Genomic DNA, 20,388 nt, shown 5'->3' on the forward strand with positions numbered 1-20,388 from the left:
CCGAAACAGGGGCCGGTGCCTGCTACACAGAAGATGCCGCCCGATGCGATGCGGCGCACTTCCCACCTCGTTCCCCCCTGCCTGGGAGGCTTCATGCTGTCCGCAGAATCCACCGCCGTGGTCCGTGCCACCCTGCCCGCCGTGGCCGGAGCGCTCGACGAGATCACCACACGCTTCTACGACGCGATGTTCCGCGACCGGCCGGAGCTGCTCGACGGAATGTTCAACCGCGGCAACCAGGCCAGCGGGGCCCAGCGCCGCGCCCTCGCCGGTTCGATCGCCGGGTTCGCCACCGCGCTCCTCGACGACCCGGACACCCGCCCCGACACCCTGCTGGACCGCATCGCGCACAAACACGCCGCGGTCGGCGTCACCGACGACCAGTACACGATCGTGCACAAGTACCTGTTCGGCGCGATAGCCGAGGTACTGGGCGACGCGGTCACCCCTGAGGTGGCGGCCGCCTGGGACGAGGTGTACTGGCTGATGGCCGGCGCCCTGATCGGCCGCGAGGCCCGCCTCTACCGGAACGCAGGCATCGAGCCCGGCCACATCTGGCGGCAGTGGACGGTCGTGGAGCGCCGCACCGAAACCCCTGACACCGTGTCCTTCCTGCTCCGCCCGGCCGACGGCGAACCAGCCCCGCAGGCACGGGCAGGCCAGTACGTGAGCGTGCGCGCCCTGATGGCCGACGGTGTACGCCAGTTGCGCCAGTACAGCCTGTCCTCCGACCCCGGCGGGGAGCTGCGGCGGATCACCGTGAAGCGGGTGCCGGGGGCGGCCGGTGAGCCGGACGGCGAAGTCTCCAACCTGCTCCACGCCCAGGTCCGCACGGGAGACGAACTGACGCTGTCCGCGCCCTTCGGTGACGTCTTCCTCGACGACCCGGCCGAATCCACCACCCCGGTCGTGCTGGTCTCCGCGGGCATCGGCTGCACCCCTATGACCGGCATCCTGGGCCACCTCGCCGCCCTCGGCTCACCCCGCCCGGTCCTGGTCCTGCACGCCGACCGCTCCCCCGCCGACCATGCCCTGCGCACCGAGACCCGTCGGCTCGCCGGGCAACTGTCGGACGCCCGCGCCCTGTTCTGGTACGAGCGGCCCGGCACGGAAGAACCCGAGGCCCGTACCGGCCTGATGAACCTGAACGGCGTTGAAGTGCCTGACGACGCCGTCGTGTTCCTGTGCGGCCCGTTGCCGTTCATGCGCGAGGTGCGCGGTCAGTTGCTGCGTGCCGGCGTCCCGGCCAGGCGCATCCGGTACGAGGTCTTCGGACCCGACCTGTGGCTGCCCGGCCCGACAGCCTGAACGACTCTGCGCATCCCATCGCCCTTCCACGAAGGAAACAGACATGACCGGCAAGGACACCCGAGTCACCACTCCCACCGTGCTGCTGCGTTCGGACGGGGAGGTGGACGAGGACACGCTCGCGTACGCCCGCGCGAAGATCGACGCCGTCGTGGGCAGGCCGGGACTGCCCGCAGTCACCGGCGAGGTGCACATCACGAGAGCGTCGGCCCACCACGCGGACCGCCCCTGGTCGGCGAAGGCTGCCCTGCACGTCGGACGGCGTGAGGTGGTCGCGCTCGCCGAGGAGACCACCGGCCGGGAGGTCGTCGACCAACTCCACGACCGGCTGCGCCGCCACACCGACAAGGCGGCCCAGGCCGGGCATCACGGTCGGCAAACCCCGGCACCGCCGTGGCGCGGCGGGACCGCTGGGCCACGGCCTGCTGAAGACAGCGACAGGCCCTCGGATTCTCACCCGGCGTGAGCCCCTGGTGAGTACGGGCCCGGTCGGTGACCGGTCCACCGACCGGGTTCCTGTCCTGTCCCACGCCTGCACGTGAACCCGTGGAGACCGCCTCAGAGGCCATCTGGACCACACAGGTGACCAACGGCCCGATGACGGCGCCCGCCGGCCCAGGAACCGTGAGGTGGGCGGTTCCCGATCGGCGGCGAGAACCAGGAGTTGTGTGATGGCGAAGGCATATCTGGTAGGCAGCGGCATCGCGGCGCTCGCCGCGGCCACGTTCCTGATCCGCGACGGTGGCTTCGACGGCGCGGACATCCACCTCTTCGAAGAGCAGCGGCAGATCGGCGGCAGCCTGGACGCGGGCGGCACGGCGAACACCGGCTACTCCATGCGCGGCGGGCTGCCACGTCACCGACCTCGGGCTCGCACCGGGTCGCAGGAGTACGAGGGTTGAGCGCATCCACCTGTCCCGTAGCGGCCGTGACGAGCAGATCGAGGTAGGCCCCGACGACCTGGTTCTGGTCACCAACGGCTCCATGACCGACGCCTCCAGCGTCGGCTCGCACACCGCCGCACCCTCCCCGCGTCCTCACCGCTCGGACGCCTGGCTGCTCTGGCACCGACTGGCACGCGGGCGTGACGACTTCGGCAACCCGGACGCCTTCGACAAACACGTCAAGGAGTCCCGCTGGGAGTCGTTCACCGTCACCGCGAAGGATCCCGCCTTCCTCAAGGCCCTGGAGGAGTTCAGCGGCCGGGAAACCGGCAAGGGCGGCCTGATGACCTTCACCGACTCCAACTGGCTGCTCACCATCGTCGCCAACCGCCAGCCCGTCTACCGCGGCCAGCCCGAGGACGTCACCGTCTGGTGGGGCTACGGCCTGCATCCCGGCCGCGCCGGCAACCACACACCCAGGCCGATGACGATGTGCTCGGGCCGCGAGATCCTCGAAGAGGTCCTACACCACCTGCCGTTCGACGAGGCGGTGGCGGCGCGGGTCATGGAAACCTCCACCGTCGTGCCCTGCGTGATGCCGTACATCACCAGCCAGTTCCTGGCCCGCCGCCGCGACGACCGGCCCAAGGTCGTGCCCGGCGGATCGGTGAACCTCGCCTTCATCGGCCAGTTCGCGGAAGTGCCGGACGACGTCGTGTTCACCCTCGAGTACTCCGTTCGCACCGCCTGGACGGCGGTGGCACAGCTCCTCCGGTCCGACCGACGGCCGCCCGCGGTGTACAAGGGCCACCACGATCCCCACGTGCTGGCCGCAGCCCTGGAGACGATGCACCGCCGGTGACCTGGAGCGCGACCAGCCGACCTCCGCGGCGAATTACGTAGCCCTATACGTAATTGCACTGAGGCCCCTTTCCTCCCGGCCGTCTACGTTCAGGGACTCGGACAGCGCGAACGGTGTTGAGGGGACTGAGTGACAGACAACTCCCGTGACAGTCGGGTTGGTTGGGTGAGCTTGTTGGTGGCGGGGAGTCTGCTGGCCGGGTGTTCGGCCCAGGGGGCGGGAGACGCGGCTTCCCAGCGCAGCGGTTCGCCCGCGGCCAGTGCTTCGCCCAGCACTTCGGGCAGTGCTTCGCCGAGTGCCGGGGTGAGCCCGTCGGGCGGTTCGTCCGCCGTCTCTTCCGTGTTCACGCCCGATGTCTCCCTCGTGCCCCGGACCGCGAAGGACGGGCGCCTGCTGGCCGAGTCCGTCGTACTCGTCCCCGACGACTGGGGGCGGGGTTACGTCGCCCAGACCCCGGCCGAGAGCACCCCGGGCACCTGGGCCGTGTTGAACGAGGGGTGCCGGTGGCAGCGGGAGGAGCTTCCGCGCGGGGTGCTGGCGAGCACGTCCCGCTACAGCCGGCTGCCGGCCGACAAGGGCGGCGGCAAGGGCGCGGTCAAGGTGACGGCCGTGGCGACCGTGCACGCCTCCGTCCTCGGCGCCGACGAACAGCTGAGCACCACCCTCGAAGAGGTGCTGCGCTGCCCGGAGCAACGGCCGAGGTCGGACGAGCGGATCACAGGGCTGGCGTCGCTCGGCACCCCCTTCGGCGCCCGCGAGCAGGAGTACGCCGACGACTCCGTGCTGGAGGCGGGGCAGTTCGTCGAGAACGGTGGTGCCGCCCAGCCGTACCGGTGGATGCTCGCCCGGCTGGGCACGGTCGTCGTGGCCGTCTCCGTGACGGCCGGCACCGGCTACACCGAGCAGGAAGCCAATGAACTCGGCAGCAAGGCCCTGGCTCAGATGCTGACGCGCGTCGAGCAGCGGCTGAAGGGGAAGTGATGGAACCGCTGCGTACCTCCGACCCCGCCAGGCTGGCGGACTACCGGCTGCTCGGACGGCTCGGCGCCGGCGGCATGGGCGTGGTGTACCTGGCCCGCTCGGCCGGTGGAAATCTGGTCGCGCTCAAGGTGATTCAGGCCGAGTACGCCGAAGACAGCGACTTCCGGGAGCGGTTCAGGCGCGAGGCGGAGACGGCCCGCCGGATGAACAGCCCGTGGGTGGCGTCGCTGGTGGACGCGGACCCCGGGGCGGCGCAACCCTGGCTCGCGACCACGTTCGTCCCCGGTCCCTCGCTCGCCGAGGCCCTCGCCGAGCACGGGCCACTTCCGGTGCCGAGCCTGCGGGTGCTGGGGGCGCGGCTCGCCGAGGCCCTGGGAGAACTCCACGCGGCCGGTCTCGTGCACCGGGACGTCAAACCCGGCAACGTGCTGCTGGCGCTCGACGGACCACGGCTGATCGACTTCGGTGTGGCCCGCGACCCCGAGGACACCTCGCTCACCTCGACCGGTGTCGTGATCGGCACACCCGGGTTCCTGCCGCCGGAGCAGGCCCAGGGCGCGGGGGACCCGGGACCGGCCGGAGACGTCTTCTCGTTGGGCTGTGTGCTGGCCTTCGCGGCGACCGGCCGCCTTCCCTTCGGCACCGGGTCGATCGACGCACTGCTGTACCGGACGGTGCACGACGCGCCAGATCTGGAGGGTGTTCCGGCCGAGCTCGCCGAGGTGGTGGGCAGCTGTCTGGAGAAGGACCCGGAGCTGCGGCCCACGGCCGAGACCCTGTCCGAGGCCCTCACGGCCGCCGCGCCCACCGCGCCTCCCGACCCCCGGGTGGCCCTCAGAGTCGTATCTCCTCCAGACCCCGAGGAGGACGGGACCGCCGGGGAGAAGGAGCCTGGCTCCGGCGAGAAGGGGCCGGACCCCGCCGAGGAGGGTTGGCTGCCCGAGCCGTTGGTCCGGCTGATCGCGGAACGCTCGGCCGCCGGGCTCGCGTTGCCCTCCATCGACGACACCGAGGTCGACCCGGCGTCCTCCGGTACCGCTGCGGCGGACACCGCGGCCGCGCAGCCTGAGCCCCGGTCGGGCGGCAGACGCCGTTTCCTTCTCCTGACCGGCGGCGCGGCGGTCGTCACGGCCGGTGGCGGACTGGCCGCGTGGGCGGCCCTCTCCCGTGACGGCGAGAACGACAACGCCACCCCGAAAGCCGGCGGTCCCGTGTACACCCTCGGGCTGCATGGCGATCTGACCGGCGATCAGAAGGCGCTGGGCCGGGCTCAGGAGCGGGGGCTGCGGCTCGCCGTCGACGAGTTCAACGCCCGTCCGGGCAGCCCCTTCGCCCTCGCCGTGAAGACGGTGGACGACGGCGGCGATCCGGCCCGGTCGGTCGCCGCCGCCAAGGAGCTCGTCGCCGACCCTTCGGTGCTGGCCGTGATCGGTCCGACCACGGACGCCACCGCCCTGGCCTCGCTGGTGACGTACGACGCGGCCTCGCTGCCCCTGATCGCGGTGTCGCCCGGCGCCACCGTGCTGGGGGTGATGGGCAGCCGGTCCTTCCTGCACGCCCGGGTGACGGACACGATCCTGCCGTTCTACCTCGACACGTATCTGCGCGGCACCGCGAAGTCGCGCACGGTCGGGATCGTCGACGACCGCGCGGCGGACGCCTACGGCTGGGAGATCAGCAGCACGCTGGCCAACATCCTGCGCAAGGCACGGCAGCCGGCCGTACCGAAGGTGGTCAGCGCACTGCGCACCGACTTCGGGCCGATCCTGGACGCCCTGCTCGACGGGGGTGCGGACTCGGTGGCGTTCGCCGGCTATCACGACCGGGCCGCGCTGCTGGCCCGGGAACTGAGCAGTCGGGACTTCCCGGGGGCCAGGGCCGCCGCCCAGGGAGTGCTCGACGCGCGGTTCCTGTCCGCCGCGCAGGACGCGGCCGACGGCTGGGTGATCGTCGCCCCGGTCATGGACGCCACCGTGGCGCCCGAGGCGAAGACGTTCAGGGCCGCTCACCGCAAGCGTTTCGACGCGGAGCCGGAGCGGTACGCCGTCGAGACGTACGACGTGGCGCAGCTCGCCGTACGTACTCTGCGCTCGCTGACCGTCGGGCGTCGCACCCGGCAGAACCTGACGACGGCACTTCGCTCGGCCACCTACAAGGGCATCTCCAGGAACCTCGCGTTCGACAAGACCACCGGGGCCCTGGTCATCGACGGCAGCGGCGTCTACCTGTGGAAGGTCGACGGCGGCAGGTTCGCGTACCAGGGCGTGGCGCCCTTCCAGGTGTCGACCTGATGGGGCGTTACGTCCCGGGCGCCCACCCGACGGGCCGCTGATGGAGCCGTTGCGCGGCGCCGACCCGGCAAGGATCGCCGGCTATCGGCTGCTGCGCCGGCTGGGCGCGGGCGGCATGGGCGTGGTGTACCTGGCCCGCTCCCCCGGGCGCGCGCTCGCCGCCGTGAAGGTGATCCGCGCGGCGCACGCGGACGACCCGGGATTCCGGGCCCGTTTCCGCCGTGAGGTGGAGACGGCGGGCCGGGTCGCCAACCCCTGGGTGGTGCCGCTGCTCGACGCGGACCCGGACGCCGAGTCGCCGTGGCTCGCGACGGCGTTCGTGCCGGGGCCCTCGCTGGCGGAGGCGGTGGAGGAGTGCGGGCCGCTGCCGTACGAGACCGTCCGCGTCCTGGGCGCGCGGCTGGCCGAGGCACTCGACGCGGTGCACGGGGCGGGCCTTGTGCACCGGGACGTCAAGCCCGGCAATGTTCTGCTCGCCGTCGACGGCCCTCGGGTGATCGACTTCGGTATCGCCCGGATGCCGGAGGACACGGCGCTCACCGCCAGCGGCATGGTGGTCGGCTCCCCCGGATTCCTCTCCCCCGAGCAGGCCCAGGGCAGGGGCCGGGAGATCGGGCCCGCCAGTGACGTCTTCTCCCTCGGCTGTCTGCTGGCGTACGCGGTGACGGGCGAGCGCCCGTTCGGACACGGCTCCGCGGCCGAGACGCTGGTGCGCACGGTCCATGACGAGCCGGAACTGGACGGCGTACCGCAGGCGTTGCTGCCGCTGCTGCGGGGGTGTCTGGCGAAAGCGGCCGGCTCCCGGCCAACCGTGGCCGACGTACGGCAGGCACTGGACAGCGAGGGCGGGGGCGAGGGCGAGGGCTGGCTGCCGGAGTCCCTGATCCGGCTGATCGCGCGTCGTTCGGCCGCGGTGCTCGCCCTGCCGGCCGTAGACGCCACCGAGGTGACCGCGGCGACGGTCGCCGACGCGTCGTCCGGTGACACGACAGCCGTCCCCTCGGGAGGGGCTTCCCGCCGCCGTTTCCTGGTACTGGGTTCGGCCGCCGGAGTCGTGGCGGCCGGCGGAACGGCGGCGTGGTGGAGGGCGCGAGGTCCTGCCCCCACATCCGCCCAGGACGGCGGAACCCCGCGCCCCCGCCTGGTGGTCGCCCTGCACGCCGACCTGAGCGGCAGCGGTCGTACGACGGGCCGCGCCCAGGAGAACGGCCTCCGCCTCGCCGTCGACCATCTCAACTCCCGCACCGACCGCCGCTTCGACCTGGCTCTCCAGGTGCACGACGACGAAGGAAATACGGACCGGGCACGGCGGATCGCCCTGCGGTTGGCGGCCGACGACCGGGTCCGCGCGGTGCTCGGACCGTCCACCGATGCCTGCGCGAAGGCCACCCTCGGCCTCTACCAGCAGGCACGGCTGCCGATGCTCACCGTCTCGGTCGGGCTCGACGAGGTGGACACCAACAAGTACCGGGTGTACGCGGCCACCCGCCCCAACGACGCGACCCTGGCCGCGCCGGTCGTCGCGTACCTCGTGCGCACCGCCGGGGCCCGCAAAACGGTACTGATCGACGACGCCGCCGAGGGCGACTTCAGCTGGCGTCTGTGCGCCGGCGTCGACGAGGCCGTGCGATCCGGGCCGCGCACCACGGTTCGGCACACCCTCGCCGCCGGGGACGGCTCGGCTCAGGACTTCCGCGCCCTCGCGGAGTCGGTGACCGATGCGGGAGCGGACGCGGTGGTGTTCGGCGGCGGATACGCGCGGGCCGCGCGGCTTGCCCGCGCGCTGCGCTCCGCCGGCTACTCGGGTGCGCGGCTGGCCGGGCAGCGCGCCCTCGACCCCCGCTTCCTCACCTCGGCGGGCGAGGCCGCCGAGGGCTGGGTGTTCGCGGCCTCCTTCCTCGATCCGACCCGGGTGCCGGCCGCGAAGTCGTTCGTCACCGCCTACCGCGCACGCTTCGGCACCGCACCGCCCTGGTACTCCGTCGAGACCTACGACGCGACGCTCTTCGTGACCCGTGCCATGACGGCCCTGGGCACGTCCCGACCGCAACGGGACGCGATCGTGGGCCGGTTGCGCGAGACGGACTACCGGGGGATCACCAAACGGCTGCACTACGACTCGTCCACCTACCGCTACACGGACGCGATGTACCTGTTCCGGGCGACCGGGGGCGCCTTCCGCTGTCTCGGCGACTACCGGGACGCCACGACGTGAGCCTGTGTGTTCACGTGCGCCGGTCGAGGGCGGCACGCGTCACGAGGCCCGCCAGTGCCGAACGGGACGACACCGAGGCCTTCCGGTAGACGGCCGACAGGTGGGTCTCGACCGTACGGCGGCTGAGATACAGCTTGGTCGCGATGGCCTGGTTGCTCAGTCCTTCGGCGACGAGCTCGGCGATCTCCCGTTCACGTGCGGTCAGTTGGTCGAGCTCCGTGGGTGCGCGCGGGGCTTGCCCGGCCTGCGGGCGCACGAGCGCGGCCAGGTCGGACAGCAGGCGCGCGCCGCCGGCGTCGGCGATACGGCGGGCCCGCTCCCACATCGCGACAGCGCGCCGCCCCTCACCCGCAGCCTGCGCCTGGACGCTCGCCAGCAGCAGGGAGTACGCCTCCCAGACCGCGGCGCCGGAGGGGGCGTACGCCTGCGCGGCGCGCTCGAAGAGGTCCGCGGCCGTGCGGGCGTCGCCGTGGTGCTGGGCGAGCGCCGCCTCGGCGCGCAGTGCCGCCCCGCGCTGACCGTGCAGCCCCATCCGGTCGGCTTCCTCGACGGCTCGTGCCGCCCAGCGCGTGGCCTGCTCCACGTCGCCGATCGCGAGGGCGGTGCCGACGAGGGTGTCCAGCTGGCCGGGCCGTACGGAGGGCTGCAGCCCCAGGAGTTCGGGACCCCCGGCCTTCAGGATCGAGTCCTGCGCGCGGCGCGGGTCGCCGCCCACCAGCGCCGTGTGACCGAGCACGCACCTGGCCAGCGACGCCCACCAGTGGCTGCTGCGGCCGGCCGTGGCCACGGCCTCCTCGGCGGTCGTCAGGGCGCTGGTGTCGCCCAGGGGGCGGCGCAGGAGAAGGATCAGTGCCTTGAAGGTCAGGGTGAAAGCCAGGAGGTCGCTGCTGCCGATGGCGCGTGCGACGGATTCCGCCTCCTCTGCCGACTCCAGGGCGGACGGCAGCCGGCAGGTGTTGAGGTGCACGAAGGCCTTGCTGCTCAGCAGGTGGGGCAGGACGTGGACCTGGCCGCTGCGGCGGGCGATGTCCAGGCCCCGGTCGGCGTGGCGTTCCGCGTCGGCATAGCGTTCCAGCAGGGCTTCCGCCCAGGCCAACCACACCAGCGACTCGCACAGTTCGATGAGGCTGGGGTCGGTCAGACCGTCCACGAGCCCGGCGGCCGCATCGGCGAATCGCTGCGCCGCCGCTGTCTGCCCTTCGTAGGCCTCGCCCAACGAGGCCAGCGCCAAGGCCCCCATCTCTCCCATGAGATCGCCGTGGGAGCGGGCCACCGCGAGGGTCCGTTCGACGTCGTCGCGCACGTCGGGGTAGGAGACGGTGTTCAGGGCGGCCATGCCCAGCGCGAGCCCCAGGGAGACCGCCTGGCGCGGCTCCGGACCGGGGATGCGGACCAGTTCCCGCTGCAGCAGGGCGATCGCTTCCGGGGAGTGTCCGAGGTGCCGTTCCATCATGGCGCACAGCGCGATGGCGTCCCCACGCAGTAACGCGTCGTCGTCCTGACCGGACCTGCTGATCAGTGTGTGGAGCAGATCGCGGCTCTCCCGCAGGCTGCCGCCCGTACCGAGGGCTCTGGCGCGCGACAGCGTCAACTCCCCGCGCCGGCGCGCGAACACGGGTGTGTCGGGCATGAGCCGGAGCACGACGTCCAGCAGATGGGCGGCGGTCGCGGGCGCCGTATGGGCGAACTGGGCGGCCGCCTCGCTCAACACGGCCGCCGCCATGGGATCCCAGCCGACCAGCGACCTTTCGAGGTGGTGGGCCCGCTCGGTCGCGGGGGCGCCTGCTCGCGCCTGTTCGTCCGCCGCGGCGCGGTGGATCTCGGCGCGGCGTGATGCCGCGGTGTTCTCGTAGACCAGTGCCCGCAGCAGCGGGTGACGCAGGGTCCAGCGACCGTCGGTCCCCGTGCGCAGCAGGTCTCGCCGCACCAGTGCGCCGATGCAGTCGTCGAGTTCCTCGGCCTCGCCAGGGCCGGTCGTCCGGCTCAGCATCGCGGGCGTGGCGTGATCGCCGAGGACGGCCACTGCTTCGACGGTGCGGCGCTGTGCCTCGGTCAGCGCGGTCAGTTCCTCCAGGAGCAGCGAGCCCAGTCCGCTCGGCACGCCGGACACGGTGTCGTCGTGGGCCCGGGGAAGGCCGTGGCCCACTGACGTGCCGTGACGGTGGGCCTGCAGAAGGGAAAGGAGATACAGCGGGTTGCCCTCGCTGGATTCGTAGATCTCCTTCGCGTCACGCGGGGGCAGGTCGGAGGCCAGCGTCGCGATGGAGTCCCGCTCGGGCAGCGGGCGCAGCACCATGGGCAGGACGGCTCCGCTGTCGACGCCGCGTGTCAGAGCGGCGACGAGCGAGTGCGGCGTCTGCCGTCCCCGCCGCGCCACGACCAGCAGCACCCGGCCACGCGCGGGGTGCCGGATCAAGTGGTCCAGCAGCTCCAGGGACGCGGGATCCGCCCAGTGCAGGTCGTCCAGGGCCATCACCAGCCCGCTCCGCTCCCCGAGTCTGTTCAGTACGTCCGCCACGGCGCGATAGAGGCCGAAGCGATCGCGGTTCGCGGGGCCCGACGCGGCGCTCAGCACGCTGTCGGTGCCGCGCAGCACCGGTGCCGCCGCTTCGGGCACGGCGTCCGAGTCGAGGAAGGCGTGATCGACGTCGGCGAACGCGTCGGTGAACGTCTGGAACGGGCTGTACTGCTCGTACTCCGTGGCACGGCCGCGCAGTACGGTCAGCCCACGCCGTCGCGCCCGCGCGCACAGCTCGCTCAGCAGTCGGCTCTTGCCCATGCCGGCGTCCGCTTCGATGTCGACGACCGCGGGAACGCCGTCCTGCCCGAGTCGGCCGATCACCGAGTCGAGCCGGGTCGTCTCCTCGGCTCTGCCGACCAGCGTCGTCGCCGGCTTGTCCCATGTCGGCACCAGCGCGTCTCCGTTCCCCACCGAGTTCGCCTGATCATTACAGAGTGGTTCCACAGGGCGGTCGAAGCCCCGGCTCTCACCCGTGGAACGGTGCTCTCCCGCCGGGTGTGTCCGTGACGGAGGGGATCCGGGCCCTCAGGAGCTTCCCCCGTAGCCCCGCCAGCGCGGCCGTGGTTCCGGCGGCGATGGGAATGAGCGGCCAGAAGGCGGCGAAGTGCCCCAAAGTCCCGCACGCGATGAGCGCGAGGACCGCTGCCGTCCCGACGACGAGCCCGAATCCCAAGGGCCCCATCCGGTCCTGCTGCTCCAGCCGCACTCGGTCGTCGCGCAGCCCGGCCAGGTACCCGGCGGCAGCCAAAGCGAGTGCGATCACATACCCCATGATCAGCGGGTACGTCACGAACAGCGTCATGTCCCACCCCCCGGGGTGCCAGCCGCGCCACACGTCGCGTCCGTCGATCTCCACGACCCGCCCGTGCCACAGGCCCGCCTGAACCCGCTGTCCTTTCTGGAGGTCGTGCGCGGACTGGTCCGGGACGTCGTTCAGGGTCTTCGTCCCGTCGTCGAAGCGCAAATCGAACGTGTTCGTGGTGGTGACGACCCATTCGCCACTGCCGCCGTCCTGCCCTCCGCCGTCCCTCCCGCTCGTCGTGTGGGACGTCAGCTTCGTGATGGTGGCCTCGGCCGTGCGCAGCGACCCGTTCGACCGTGCGTGCGCGACGGCCGTCTCCTCGTAGGTGCGTACGGCGAGCAGCAGGATCAGGGCAGCCATGACGAGGCGGAACATCCAGCGCACCGCACGGGCTCGCACGGTCCTGGTCCGCCTCACGCCCGGTGTCGTCCGCGAGGTCGTGTCCCCGGTCTGCTCCTGCGTCATCGGTCGCCCCCCGCCTTGCGTTCGAGGACGGGCGAGAGCCGCCCACCTGATCACACGCCGCACAAGAGACCACGGTTGCGGCCGACGACCCGGTCGTGACCGCGTCACGGATGATAAATGTCCCAGCTCGTCGACAGGGTGGGTGAGGGGGTCGGCGTCGACCGGCCCGCGTCACACTGTGCGGAATCCTTCGCCGGGAGCAGCCGGTGCGCACCGATCCGCTCCGTCCCGAACCGCACGTCCGCGTCCCCGGCGGTGGCCACGTCCCGTGTCATCTTCGGCAGTTGGTCGTCATCCAGGGCTGGGCCCGCGTACACCGCCACAAGGACCCGGGTGCAGGTGCCGTCCTGCGTGAGGGGAAGGCCGACGGGGAAGCCAACGGTCCGGGTCCCACTGCCGTCCGTGGACAGCCGGTAGCGCATGACGAACGCCCTCTCCGTTCCCGTCGTCGTGGCCGTAAAGGTCCAGAACCCGACCTGCACGGCGAGCGGTTGGCACAGCACCCGGACATCGCCCGTACGCGGTGGGCGGACGAGGACCGATGCCTTCGCGTACGACGGTCCGGCCCCGTCGGCCGTCCCGTGGAAGGCGACCGCGGTCCGCAGCCAGGCGGCCTGCTGCCGTCCCGACCAGTCGCCGTCCTCGCGGCAGCCGCCGGTCTGCGCGCCCGCGGAGGCCTTCGAGCAGCCGACGGCGAGTACGGCGAGGACCGCCGCGCCTGCCGTCAGGGCTCCGTGGCGCAAGCGGGTCTGGGTGCTGTGCATGGTCTCCCTCGATCACAACGGGACGGGCCGCGGACATCGCGCGGCCCGGGGCGGCGAGCAGTCTGCTGGCGCCTTGCCCGGGGCGGCGAGCAGTCTGCTGGCGCCTTGCCCGCGGCGGGGGCCTCGATGGGCCGCTGTGTCCGTCTCGTGATCAAGGAGGCGACCCGGGGTCCGACACGGGGTGTGCCGTCCGTCTCGCACCAAAGGTCCCGCAGGGTTCGCCGGGAGACGGTTTGCCGATCCACTGCCCCGATTTCGGCGATTCGTAGCCGAATTTCCCAAACTGTTGAACGCTTGTCGTCCTCTCTTCACGATGTGCCTGTCAAGTGCCCGACGGCCAGGCCTCGGGTCCCAGCGCTGCAGAAGCGAGACCAGCATGGTGCGTGTCCGTGCGTCCCTGTCCCAGCTGCCCGCCTACGTCCCGGGCCTCAAACTGCCCGGGGCCGTCGTGCTGGCCAGCAACGAGTCCCCTTACGGCCTGCTGCCGGGGGTGGCCGCAACCCTCGCGGAGGCCGCCGGCGGCGTCTCGCGGTACCCCGATCTGCACGCCGCCTCGCTCGTCGAGGCCCTGGCGGCGCACCACGGGGTCGAGCCCGACCGGATCGCGGTCGGCGCCGGTTCCTCCGAGGTGTGCGGGCAGTTGCTGCACACCGTCGTGGGGCCCGGTGACGAGGTCGTCTTCGGCTGGCGTTCGTTCGAGGCGTACCCGATCCTCACCGCCGTGGCAGGCGGTACGGCGGTGCGGGTGCCGCTGCGCGCCCACACCCTCGACCTCGACGCCATGGCCGCGGCGATCACCGACCGGACCCGGCTGGTCTTCGTGTGCAACCCCAACAACCCGACCTCCACGGCGGTCGGGGCGCGCGCCCTGAGCGACTTCGCCGACCGGGTGCCGCGGGACGTGCTGATCGTCGTCGACGAGGCGTATCGGGAGTACGCCGATCCCGACCGGGTCCCCGACGGCCTCGCCCTCCTCGGCGACCGGCCGAACGTGGCGGTGCTGCGGACCTTCTCGAAGGCGTACGGGCTGGCGGGACTGCGCGTCGGCTACTGCGTCGCGCCACCCGGGATCGCCGCGCACGTGCGTCGGACGCAGGTGCCGTTCAGCGTCAGCGCCCTCGCCCAGCGGGCCGCCGTCGTCGCCCTCGGCGAGGGCGCGGAGGTCGCTCGGCGGGCCGCCCTCACGGTCGCCGAACGCGACCGTGTCACCGGACGGTTGCGGGCGCTGGGTCACGACGTACCCGAGTCCCGGTCCAACTTCGTCTGGCTGCCGCTCGGCGACGACAGCGCGGACTTCGCCCGGCACTGCGCCGACGGGAAGGTCGTGGTCCGGCCGTTCCCCGGCGAGGGCGTCCGGGTGACGGTCGGGCTGCCGGAGGAGAACGACGCCTTCCTCGCACTCGCCGCGAGCCGGAGAGGCTGACGGCCATGCGCCCCGGTCCCTACGAGCGCCACCGCGAGCTGCTGCAGAGCGTCGTCCGCGCGATCGCCGCCGGCGAGTGCCGTCGCCCCTTCACCGAGGCGACCGGCCAGGACGCGGCCGACGCGGGCATGAGGTCGACCCGCACCGGGGGAAAGGTGTTCCGCTCGCTGCTGGGACGGCCCTTCGACCTGGGGCAGCCCGGTGAGCTCGGCCTCGTCCGCACCGAGTCGTCGCCGTACGGCGTCGGTCCGGCCGTCGCCTACCCGCGCTGCGATCCCGCTGAGCTGGTCGCGGCGGCCGAGCGGGCGGCGGCCGGCTGGCGGGCCGCCGGGCCGCAGGAGCGCGCCGGGCTCGCCGTGGAGATCCTGCGCCGGCTCAACACGCGCAGCCACGAACTGGCCCTCGCCGCGCACCACACCACCGGACAGTCCCTCCAGGCGGCCTTCCGCGCCGCCGGCCCGCACGCCCAGGACCGTGCCCTGGAGGCGGTGGCCCGGGCCTTCGCCGAGTCGGAACGTCTCCCGGCCGACCAGCACTGGGAGAGCGCCCAACGGGGCGGGCGGTCGCGCGCGCTGCGGGGGACCTGCGTCCTCGTGCCCCGTGGGGTGTCGCTGCTCGTCGGCTGTCCCGACTTCCCGCTCTGGAACGGTTGTCCGGGCCTGTTCGCCAGCCTGGTGACCGGCAACCCGGTGGTCGTGGCTCCGCATCCGCGCTCGGTGCTGCCGCTGGCGATCACGGTGCGGGTCGCCCGGCAGGTGCTGGCGGAGGCCGGTCACTCCGCCGACCTCGTGACCCTGGCGGTGGCGGAACCCGAGCGGCAGGTGCACCGGCGGCTGGCCACGCACCCGGCGGTGCGCATCGTCGACTTCACGGGCTCCGCGCGCTTCGCCGACTGGCTGGAGCAACACGCCGGTCAGGCCACCGTGTTCGCCGACCGGACCGGCCTGAACACCGTGGTCGTGGACTCGACCGACGACTACCGGAGCCTGGTACGGGGTCTCGCCCTCGCCGCGTGCCGATGCAACGGCGTGGTGCGCACCACGCCGCAGAACATCCTGGTACCCGAGCGGGGCCTGAGCACCGACGAAGGGCACAAGACGCTGCGGGACCTCGGGGCCGACCTCGCTGACGCCGTCGACCGGCTGCTCGGGCATCCCGCCCGCGCGGCGAGGGTGCTGGGCGCGGTCACCACCGACGAGGTACGCGACGCTCTGACGGAGGCCGCGCGGCACGGCCCGGTCCTGCACGCCTCCGGCCCCGTGGCCCACCCCGACCACCCGGAGGCCGATCTGCGCAGCCCCCTGCTGGTGCGGCTGCGTGCCTCGGACGAGCGGGTCTACACGCGCGAGTGGCCCGGACCGGTGACCTTCCTGGTGGGTACCGACTCGACCTCGCACAGCCTGGCGCTCCTGCGCCGGACGGTGGCGCGGCACGGGGCGCTCTACGCCTCGGTGCACTCCACGGACCCGTTGGTGCTGGCCGCCGCCGGGACGGCGGCGCTGGACGCCGGGGTGCACCTGGTGGAGAACCTCGACGACCTGCCCGCCGACCCGTCCTCGGCCCTCGCCGAACTGCCGGGCGCGGGCGCCCACTTCGTCACCGGGCGGTTCCGCGTCGTGCGCTCCCGGAGGCACGCACCGCCGGCGGCTGCCGTCCCGGCACCGGCCGGGTTCGAGGTCACCGCCGAACTCATCGACGTATGACCGGACCCGTTTCAGACCGTCCAGGTGGCACCGCGCCCCCGCACCTCGTCGAAGACGAGCCAGGTGCGGGTGGAGCGCACGCCCGGCACCGCCTGGATGCTCTCCAGCACCACCTTGCGCAGCGCCAGGTTGTCCGGCGCCCGCACCAGCACCAGGACGTCGAAGTCGCCCGTGACGAGGGAGACATGTTCCACGTAGGGGATCTCCCGGAGTTCGCGCGAGATCTCGCGCCAGGCGTTCTGGTCGGTGGACAGCGTCACGTAGGCACTCGTGCCGAGGCCCGCCCGCTGGGCGTTGAGCTGCGCGGTGAAGCCCGTGATGACGTCCTCGGCCACGAGCCGGCCGATGCGCGTGTACGCGTTGGCCCGGGAGATGTGCACCTGCTCGGCGAGGGCCCGGACCGAGATCCGGCCGTCCTCGAGGAGCCGGCTCAGGATCTGCCGGTCGATGTCGTCGAGCGGGACGGCAGTTCGTCCGGCCACTGCCGTCGGCAGCGAGCTTTCCTCGGACACTTTGTCCTCCAAGACCTATGTGATCGGCAGTTCATCGCCAGTTCGGCCGAGCTATTGAACACATATTCCGTAGTAGTCACCATTCTCCTGTCAAGTGTCCAGAGAAAGCGAGTGCCCTCCATGTCTGTGAAGAGCCTCCGACAGACGGTCCAGGGCCTCCTGCCGTCCCCGGTGCCGGTGCGGTTCGTGGCCGAGGACGGCACCCCGGTCGCCAAGCCGCCGGCCGACTACACCGAGCCCGACGTCGAGACCCTGCTCGATGCCTGGCGGCGCATGGTCCTGGGCCGCAGGTTCGACACCCAGGCGACCGCCCTCACCAAGCAGGGCCGCCTTGCGGTCTACCCCTCCAGCCGTGGCCAGGAGGCCTGCCAGATCGGCGCCGTGCTCGCGCTGCGCACGGACGACTGGCTGTTTCCCACCTACCGTGACTCCGTCGCCCTGGTGACCCGTGGCATCGACCCGGTCGAGGTACTGACGCTGCTGCGCGGCGACTGGCACTGCGGCTACGACCCCGCCGCCACCCGTGTCGCTCCCCAGTGCACCCCGCTGGCCACCCAGGTGCTGCACGCCGTCGGCATGGCCGAGTCGCTGCGCCGCAAGGGCGAGGACGGCGTGGCGATGGCGCTCGTGGGGGACGGGGCTACCAGCGAGGGCGACTTCCACGAGGCGCTGAACTTCGCGGCGGTCTTTCGCGCCCCGGTCGTCTTCTTCGTGCAGAACAACAAGTACGCGATCTCCGTACCGCTGGCCCGGCAGACCGCGGCGCCCGCCCTGGCGTACAAGGGCATCGGTTACGGGGTGCGCTCCGAGCAGGTCGACGGCAACGACCTGGTCGCGGTGCTGGCGGTGCTGACGGCGGCCGTGGAGCACGCGCGGGCGGGCCAGGGTCCTGTCCTGGTGGAGGCGCACACCTACCGCATGGACGCGCACACCAACGCCGACGACGCCACCCGCTACCGGGAGGACGACGAGGTCGACCAGTGGCGGGCCGCCGACCCGGTCGACCGCCTCGAGGCGTACCTGCGCTCGCGCGGCGCGCTCACCGACGAGGCCGTGGCGGCCCTGCGGGAGGAGGCCGAGGAGCTGGCGGCACGGGTGCGCGCCGGCCTGAACGCGGACTCCGTGCCGGACCCGCTGGAGCTGTTCGACCACGTCTACGCCGAGCCCACCCCACAACTGCGCGAACAGCGTGCCCAGTTGGCGGTCGAGCTCGCCGAATCCGCCCAGACCCAGGAGAACTGACGACCATGGCCAAAGTCACGATGGCGCAGGCGCTCAACACCGCCCTGCGCGACGCGCTGCGCGAGGACGAACGCGTCCTCGTCTTCGGCGAGGACGTCGGTCCGCTCGGCGGAGTGTTCCGCATCACTGACGGGCTGACCCGCGACTTCGGCGAGCAGCGCTGCTTCGACACCCCGCTCGCGGAGGCCGGCATCGTCGGGCTGGCGGTCGGCATGGCGATGGGCGGCTTCCGGCCCGTGGTGGAGATGCAGTTCGACGCCTTCGCCTACCCGGCGTTCGAGCAGATCGCCTCGCACGTCGCCAAGACCCGTAACCGCACCCGGGGCCGGATCGGCCTACCGATGGTGATCCGCATCCCCTACGCGGGCGGAATCGGCGGGGTCGAGCACCACTGCGACTCCAGCGAGGCCTACTACGCGCACACACCGGGCCTGAAGGTCGTCACCCCGGCCACGGCCGAGGACGCGTACTGGCTGCTGCGGGACGCTGTGGCGGACCCCGACCCGGTGGTGTTCCTGGAGCCGAAGAAGCTGTACTGGTCGCGCGAGGACACCGACCTTGAGACACGCGGGGCGCTGCCGTTCGGACGGGCGGCGATCCGGCGGACGGGGCGTGACGCCACCGTCGTCGCCTACGGCCCGTCGGTCCCGGTGGCGCTGGCCGCGGCCGAGGCCGCCGCCGAGGACGGGATCGAGCTGGAGGTCGTGGACCTGCGCACGCTGGTGCCCTTCGACGACGAGACCGTCACGGAGTCGGTCCGTAGGACCGGGCGTTGTGTGGTCGTGCAGGAGGCGCAGGGCTTCGCCGGAGTCGGTGCGGAGATCGCCGCCCGGGTGCAGGAGCGCTGCTTCCACTCGCTCGCCGCTCCCGTGCTGCGGGTGGCCGGCTTCGACATCCCGTATCCGCCGCCGAAGCTGGAGCACGCGCACCTGCCCGGCGTCGACCGGATCCTCGACGCCGTCGACCGCCTGCAGTTCTCCGACGAGCCCGACACCCGGCACCTGGTGAAGGGAGCGGTCGCATGACCACCGCGACGTCGCAGGAGCAGTTGTTCCGGCTGCCCGACCTCGGCGAGGGCCTGACCGACGCGGAGATCGTCGAGTGGAAGGTCGCCGTCGGCGACACCGTGACGATCGACCAGATCGTGGTCGAGGTGGAGACCGCCAAGGCCGCGGTGGAGGTGCCGGTGCCGTACGCGGGCACGGTGCTGCGGCTGCACGCGGAGGCGGGTACGCCGCTGGGGGTGGGGGAACCGCTGATCACGGTGGGGGCTGGGGCAGCCGCAGCACCGGAGCCGACCGTTTTGGACACCACCGCCGCCGAGCGGTACCGCGAGGAGGAGCAGGCCGGTTCCGGCAACGTCCTGATCGGCTACGGCACCGGGCACGAACCGGCGCCGCGCCGTCGCCGCCGACGTACGGCCGCCGCAACGGCGACGCCCGCACCCGCACCCGCACCCGCACCGGTCACGGAGGCGCATGCTCCCCGCGTCATCTCGCCGCTGGTCCGGCGGCTGGCCCGGGACCACGGGATCGACCTCGCCGAGCTGGCCCCTTCGGGTCCGGCCGGGGTCGTCCTGCGGCGGGACGTGGAACAGGCCGTCGCCCGACAGGAACCGGCCTCGACCGCATCCATCGCCACCCCGGAGCCCGCCAGCGACGGCCCCGTCCGCATCCCCCTGCGCGGAATCCGCAAGGCCGTCGCTGACAAGCTCGCGCGCAGCCGCACCGAGATCCCCGACGCCACCACCTGGGTCGACGTGGACGCGACCGGCCTGCTCCAGGCCAAAAGGGCGCTGGAGGCCGCCGAACCCGGCCGCCGCATCGGCCTGTTGGCCCTGTTCGCCCGCATCTGTGTCGCCGGTCTGCGCCGCTACCCCGAACTCAACTCCACCGTCGACACCGAACGCCGGGAGATCCTGCGCTTCGACGAGGTGCACCTGGGCTTCGCCGCCCAGACCGAACGCGGCCTTGTCGTCCCCGTCGTCCGCGACGCCCACCGACTGACGACGGTCCAACTGGCCGCCGAACTGGCCCGGTTGACCGAGCTGGCCCGGACCGGAAAGCTGCCGCCCGACCGGCTGACCGGGGGCACCTTCACCCTCAACAACTACGGCGTGTTCGGCGTGGACGGCTCCACACCGATCATCAACCACCCGGAGGCGGCGCTCCTCGGCGTGGGCCGCATCATCGACAAACCCTGGGTGGTGGACGGTGAGTTGACCGTCCGCAAGGTCACGCAGTTGTCGTTCAGCTTCGACCACCGGGTCTGCGACGGCGGTACCGCAGGCGGCTTCCTGCGCTTCGTGGCCGACTGCGTGGAGCGCCCGGCAGTCCTGCTCGCCGACGTCTGACCAACCCTCCCCCTTTGTTGCCCCGCGCCTGGGCGCACTCCACCCACCAACCGACCGAACGT

Annotated in this window: 17 protein-coding genes; 12 read left to right on the forward strand and 5 right to left on the reverse strand. The window is 72.4% G+C overall.

Annotated elements, in window-relative coordinates; genetic code table 11:
* The first annotated feature begins 93 nt into the window (after nucleotides 1–93).
* From ACWBNA_RS04750 to ACWBNA_RS04765, 4 genes are all read left to right on the forward strand, one after another.
* The gene (locus tag ACWBNA_RS04750) at nucleotides 94–1,308 is read left to right on the forward strand and encodes a globin domain-containing protein (protein ID WP_482702597.1); all 1,215 of its coding nucleotides are present in this window, start codon (nucleotides 94–96) and stop codon (nucleotides 1,306–1,308) included.
* Nucleotides 1,309–1,351: 43 nt separating this feature from the next.
* Entirely contained in the window at nucleotides 1,352–1,774 is a 423-nt protein-coding gene (locus tag ACWBNA_RS04755; protein WP_482702599.1) for a hypothetical protein, read from the forward strand.
* 205 nt (nucleotides 1,775–1,979) lie between these two features.
* Nucleotides 1,980–2,210: an oleate hydratase gene (locus ACWBNA_RS04760; RefSeq protein WP_482702601.1), complete on the forward strand. Its 231-nt coding sequence runs from the start codon at nucleotides 1,980–1,982 to the stop codon at nucleotides 2,208–2,210.
* A gap of 4 nt (nucleotides 2,211–2,214) precedes the next feature.
* Nucleotides 2,215–3,054 (forward strand): oleate hydratase, encoded by an 840-nt coding sequence (locus ACWBNA_RS04765; protein WP_482702972.1) that lies wholly within the window; start codon nucleotides 2,215–2,217, stop codon nucleotides 3,052–3,054.
* Between the two features lie 89 nt (nucleotides 3,055–3,143).
* On the opposite strand, the gene ACWBNA_RS04770 is transcribed toward ACWBNA_RS04765, so the two are convergent.
* Entirely contained in the window at nucleotides 3,144–3,401 is a 258-nt protein-coding gene (locus tag ACWBNA_RS04770; RefSeq protein ID WP_482702604.1) for a hypothetical protein, read from the reverse strand.
* Between ACWBNA_RS04770 and ACWBNA_RS04775 the strand changes: the two genes are divergently transcribed.
* The 3 genes from ACWBNA_RS04775 to ACWBNA_RS04785 are packed head-to-tail and all read left to right on the forward strand — an operon-like array spanning nucleotide 3,394 to nucleotide 8,541.
* Entirely contained in the window at nucleotides 3,394–4,035 is a 642-nt protein-coding gene (locus tag ACWBNA_RS04775) for a hypothetical protein (RefSeq protein WP_482702606.1), read from the forward strand. The two genes, ACWBNA_RS04770 and ACWBNA_RS04775, sit on opposite strands and share 8 nt — an antisense overlap.
* A complete protein-coding gene (locus ACWBNA_RS04780; protein WP_482702608.1) occupies nucleotides 4,035–6,326 on the forward strand; it encodes a bifunctional serine/threonine-protein kinase/ABC transporter substrate-binding protein in 2,292 nt (763 codons plus the stop codon). The genes ACWBNA_RS04775 and ACWBNA_RS04780 overlap by 1 nt, the downstream gene beginning before the upstream one ends.
* Nucleotides 6,327–6,366: 40 nt before the next feature.
* Nucleotides 6,367–8,541: a bifunctional serine/threonine-protein kinase/ABC transporter substrate-binding protein gene (locus ACWBNA_RS04785; RefSeq protein ID WP_482702610.1), complete on the forward strand. Its 2,175-nt coding sequence runs from the start codon at nucleotides 6,367–6,369 to the stop codon at nucleotides 8,539–8,541.
* Nucleotides 8,542–8,551: 10 nt separating this feature from the next.
* Here ACWBNA_RS04785 and ACWBNA_RS04790 read toward each other — a convergent pair whose 3' ends face one another.
* From ACWBNA_RS04790 to ACWBNA_RS04800, 3 genes are all read right to left on the reverse strand, one after another.
* The gene (locus tag ACWBNA_RS04790) at nucleotides 8,552–11,452 is read right to left on the reverse strand and encodes an ATP-binding protein (RefSeq protein ID WP_482702612.1); all 2,901 of its coding nucleotides are present in this window, start codon (nucleotides 11,450–11,452) and stop codon (nucleotides 8,552–8,554) included.
* A 76-nt stretch (nucleotides 11,453–11,528) separates the two neighbouring features.
* Nucleotides 11,529–12,329 carry a hypothetical protein gene (locus ACWBNA_RS04795; RefSeq protein WP_482702614.1) on the reverse strand — a complete coding sequence of 267 codons (801 nt, stop codon included), beginning with the start codon at nucleotides 12,327–12,329 and terminating at the stop codon, nucleotides 11,529–11,531.
* Nucleotides 12,330–12,433: 104 nt separating this feature from the next.
* Nucleotides 12,434–13,093 (reverse strand): hypothetical protein, encoded by a 660-nt coding sequence (locus tag ACWBNA_RS04800; RefSeq protein WP_482702616.1) that lies wholly within the window; start codon nucleotides 13,091–13,093, stop codon nucleotides 12,434–12,436.
* Between the two features lie 376 nt (nucleotides 13,094–13,469).
* Between ACWBNA_RS04800 and ACWBNA_RS04805 the strand changes: the two genes are divergently transcribed.
* Together ACWBNA_RS04805 and ACWBNA_RS04810 are read left to right on the forward strand one after the other, a co-directional pair.
* Entirely contained in the window at nucleotides 13,470–14,516 is a 1,047-nt protein-coding gene (locus ACWBNA_RS04805; protein WP_482702618.1) for a histidinol-phosphate transaminase, read from the forward strand.
* Between the two features lie 5 nt (nucleotides 14,517–14,521).
* The gene (locus ACWBNA_RS04810) at nucleotides 14,522–16,219 is read left to right on the forward strand and encodes an aldehyde dehydrogenase family protein (RefSeq protein ID WP_482702620.1); all 1,698 of its coding nucleotides are present in this window, start codon (nucleotides 14,522–14,524) and stop codon (nucleotides 16,217–16,219) included.
* Between the two features lie 11 nt (nucleotides 16,220–16,230).
* Here the strand turns inward: ACWBNA_RS04810 and ACWBNA_RS04815 are convergent, their stop codons facing one another.
* Nucleotides 16,231–16,731 (reverse strand): Lrp/AsnC family transcriptional regulator, encoded by a 501-nt coding sequence (locus ACWBNA_RS04815; RefSeq protein WP_482702621.1) that lies wholly within the window; start codon nucleotides 16,729–16,731, stop codon nucleotides 16,231–16,233.
* Nucleotides 16,732–16,851: 120 nt separating this feature from the next.
* On the opposite strand from ACWBNA_RS04815, the gene pdhA reads away from it, so the two are divergent.
* From pdhA to ACWBNA_RS04830, 3 genes are read left to right on the forward strand one after another with little or no spacing between them, the layout of a single operon-like run.
* On the forward strand, nucleotides 16,852–17,973 hold the full coding sequence (pdhA, locus tag ACWBNA_RS04820; RefSeq protein WP_482702623.1) for a pyruvate dehydrogenase (acetyl-transferring) E1 component subunit alpha: 1,122 nt from the start codon (nucleotides 16,852–16,854) through the stop codon (nucleotides 17,971–17,973).
* A 5-nt stretch (nucleotides 17,974–17,978) separates the two neighbouring features.
* Complete coding sequence (locus ACWBNA_RS04825; RefSeq protein ID WP_482702625.1) at nucleotides 17,979–18,998, forward strand: alpha-ketoacid dehydrogenase subunit beta; 1,020 nt, start codon at nucleotides 17,979–17,981, stop codon at nucleotides 18,996–18,998.
* Nucleotides 18,995–20,326 carry a dihydrolipoamide acetyltransferase family protein gene (locus ACWBNA_RS04830; protein ID WP_482702627.1) on the forward strand — a complete coding sequence of 444 codons (1,332 nt, stop codon included), beginning with the start codon at nucleotides 18,995–18,997 and terminating at the stop codon, nucleotides 20,324–20,326. The genes ACWBNA_RS04825 and ACWBNA_RS04830 overlap by 4 nt, the downstream gene beginning before the upstream one ends.
* The last annotated feature ends 62 nt before the right edge of the window (nucleotides 20,327–20,388 follow it).

The organism is Streptomyces sp. Q2 (genome assembly GCF_056820935.1).

Coding starts and splice junctions, on each gene's coding strand:
- ACWBNA_RS04750 (WP_482702597.1), top strand. CDS start 94: ATGCTGTCCGCAGAATCCACCGCCGTGGTCCGTGCCACCCTGCCCGCC.
- ACWBNA_RS04755 (WP_482702599.1), top strand. CDS start 1,352: ATGACCGGCAAGGACACCCGAGTCACCACTCCCACCGTGCTGCTGCGT.
- ACWBNA_RS04760 (WP_482702601.1), top strand. CDS start 1,980: ATGGCGAAGGCATATCTGGTAGGCAGCGGCATCGCGGCGCTCGCCGCG.
- ACWBNA_RS04780 (WP_482702608.1), top strand. CDS start 4,035: ATGGAACCGCTGCGTACCTCCGACCCCGCCAGGCTGGCGGACTACCGG.
- ACWBNA_RS04785 (WP_482702610.1), top strand. CDS start 6,367: ATGGAGCCGTTGCGCGGCGCCGACCCGGCAAGGATCGCCGGCTATCGG.
- ACWBNA_RS04795 (WP_482702614.1), bottom strand. CDS start 12,329: ATGACGCAGGAGCAGACCGGGGACACGACCTCGCGGACGACACCGGGC.
- ACWBNA_RS04800 (WP_482702616.1), bottom strand. CDS start 13,093: ATGCACAGCACCCAGACCCGCTTGCGCCACGGAGCCCTGACGGCAGGC.
- ACWBNA_RS04805 (WP_482702618.1), top strand. CDS start 13,470: ATGGTGCGTGTCCGTGCGTCCCTGTCCCAGCTGCCCGCCTACGTCCCG.
- ACWBNA_RS04810 (WP_482702620.1), top strand. CDS start 14,522: ATGCGCCCCGGTCCCTACGAGCGCCACCGCGAGCTGCTGCAGAGCGTC.
- pdhA (WP_482702623.1), top strand. CDS start 16,852: ATGTCTGTGAAGAGCCTCCGACAGACGGTCCAGGGCCTCCTGCCGTCC.
- ACWBNA_RS04825 (WP_482702625.1), top strand. CDS start 17,979: ATGGCCAAAGTCACGATGGCGCAGGCGCTCAACACCGCCCTGCGCGAC.
- ACWBNA_RS04830 (WP_482702627.1), top strand. CDS start 18,995: ATGACCACCGCGACGTCGCAGGAGCAGTTGTTCCGGCTGCCCGACCTC.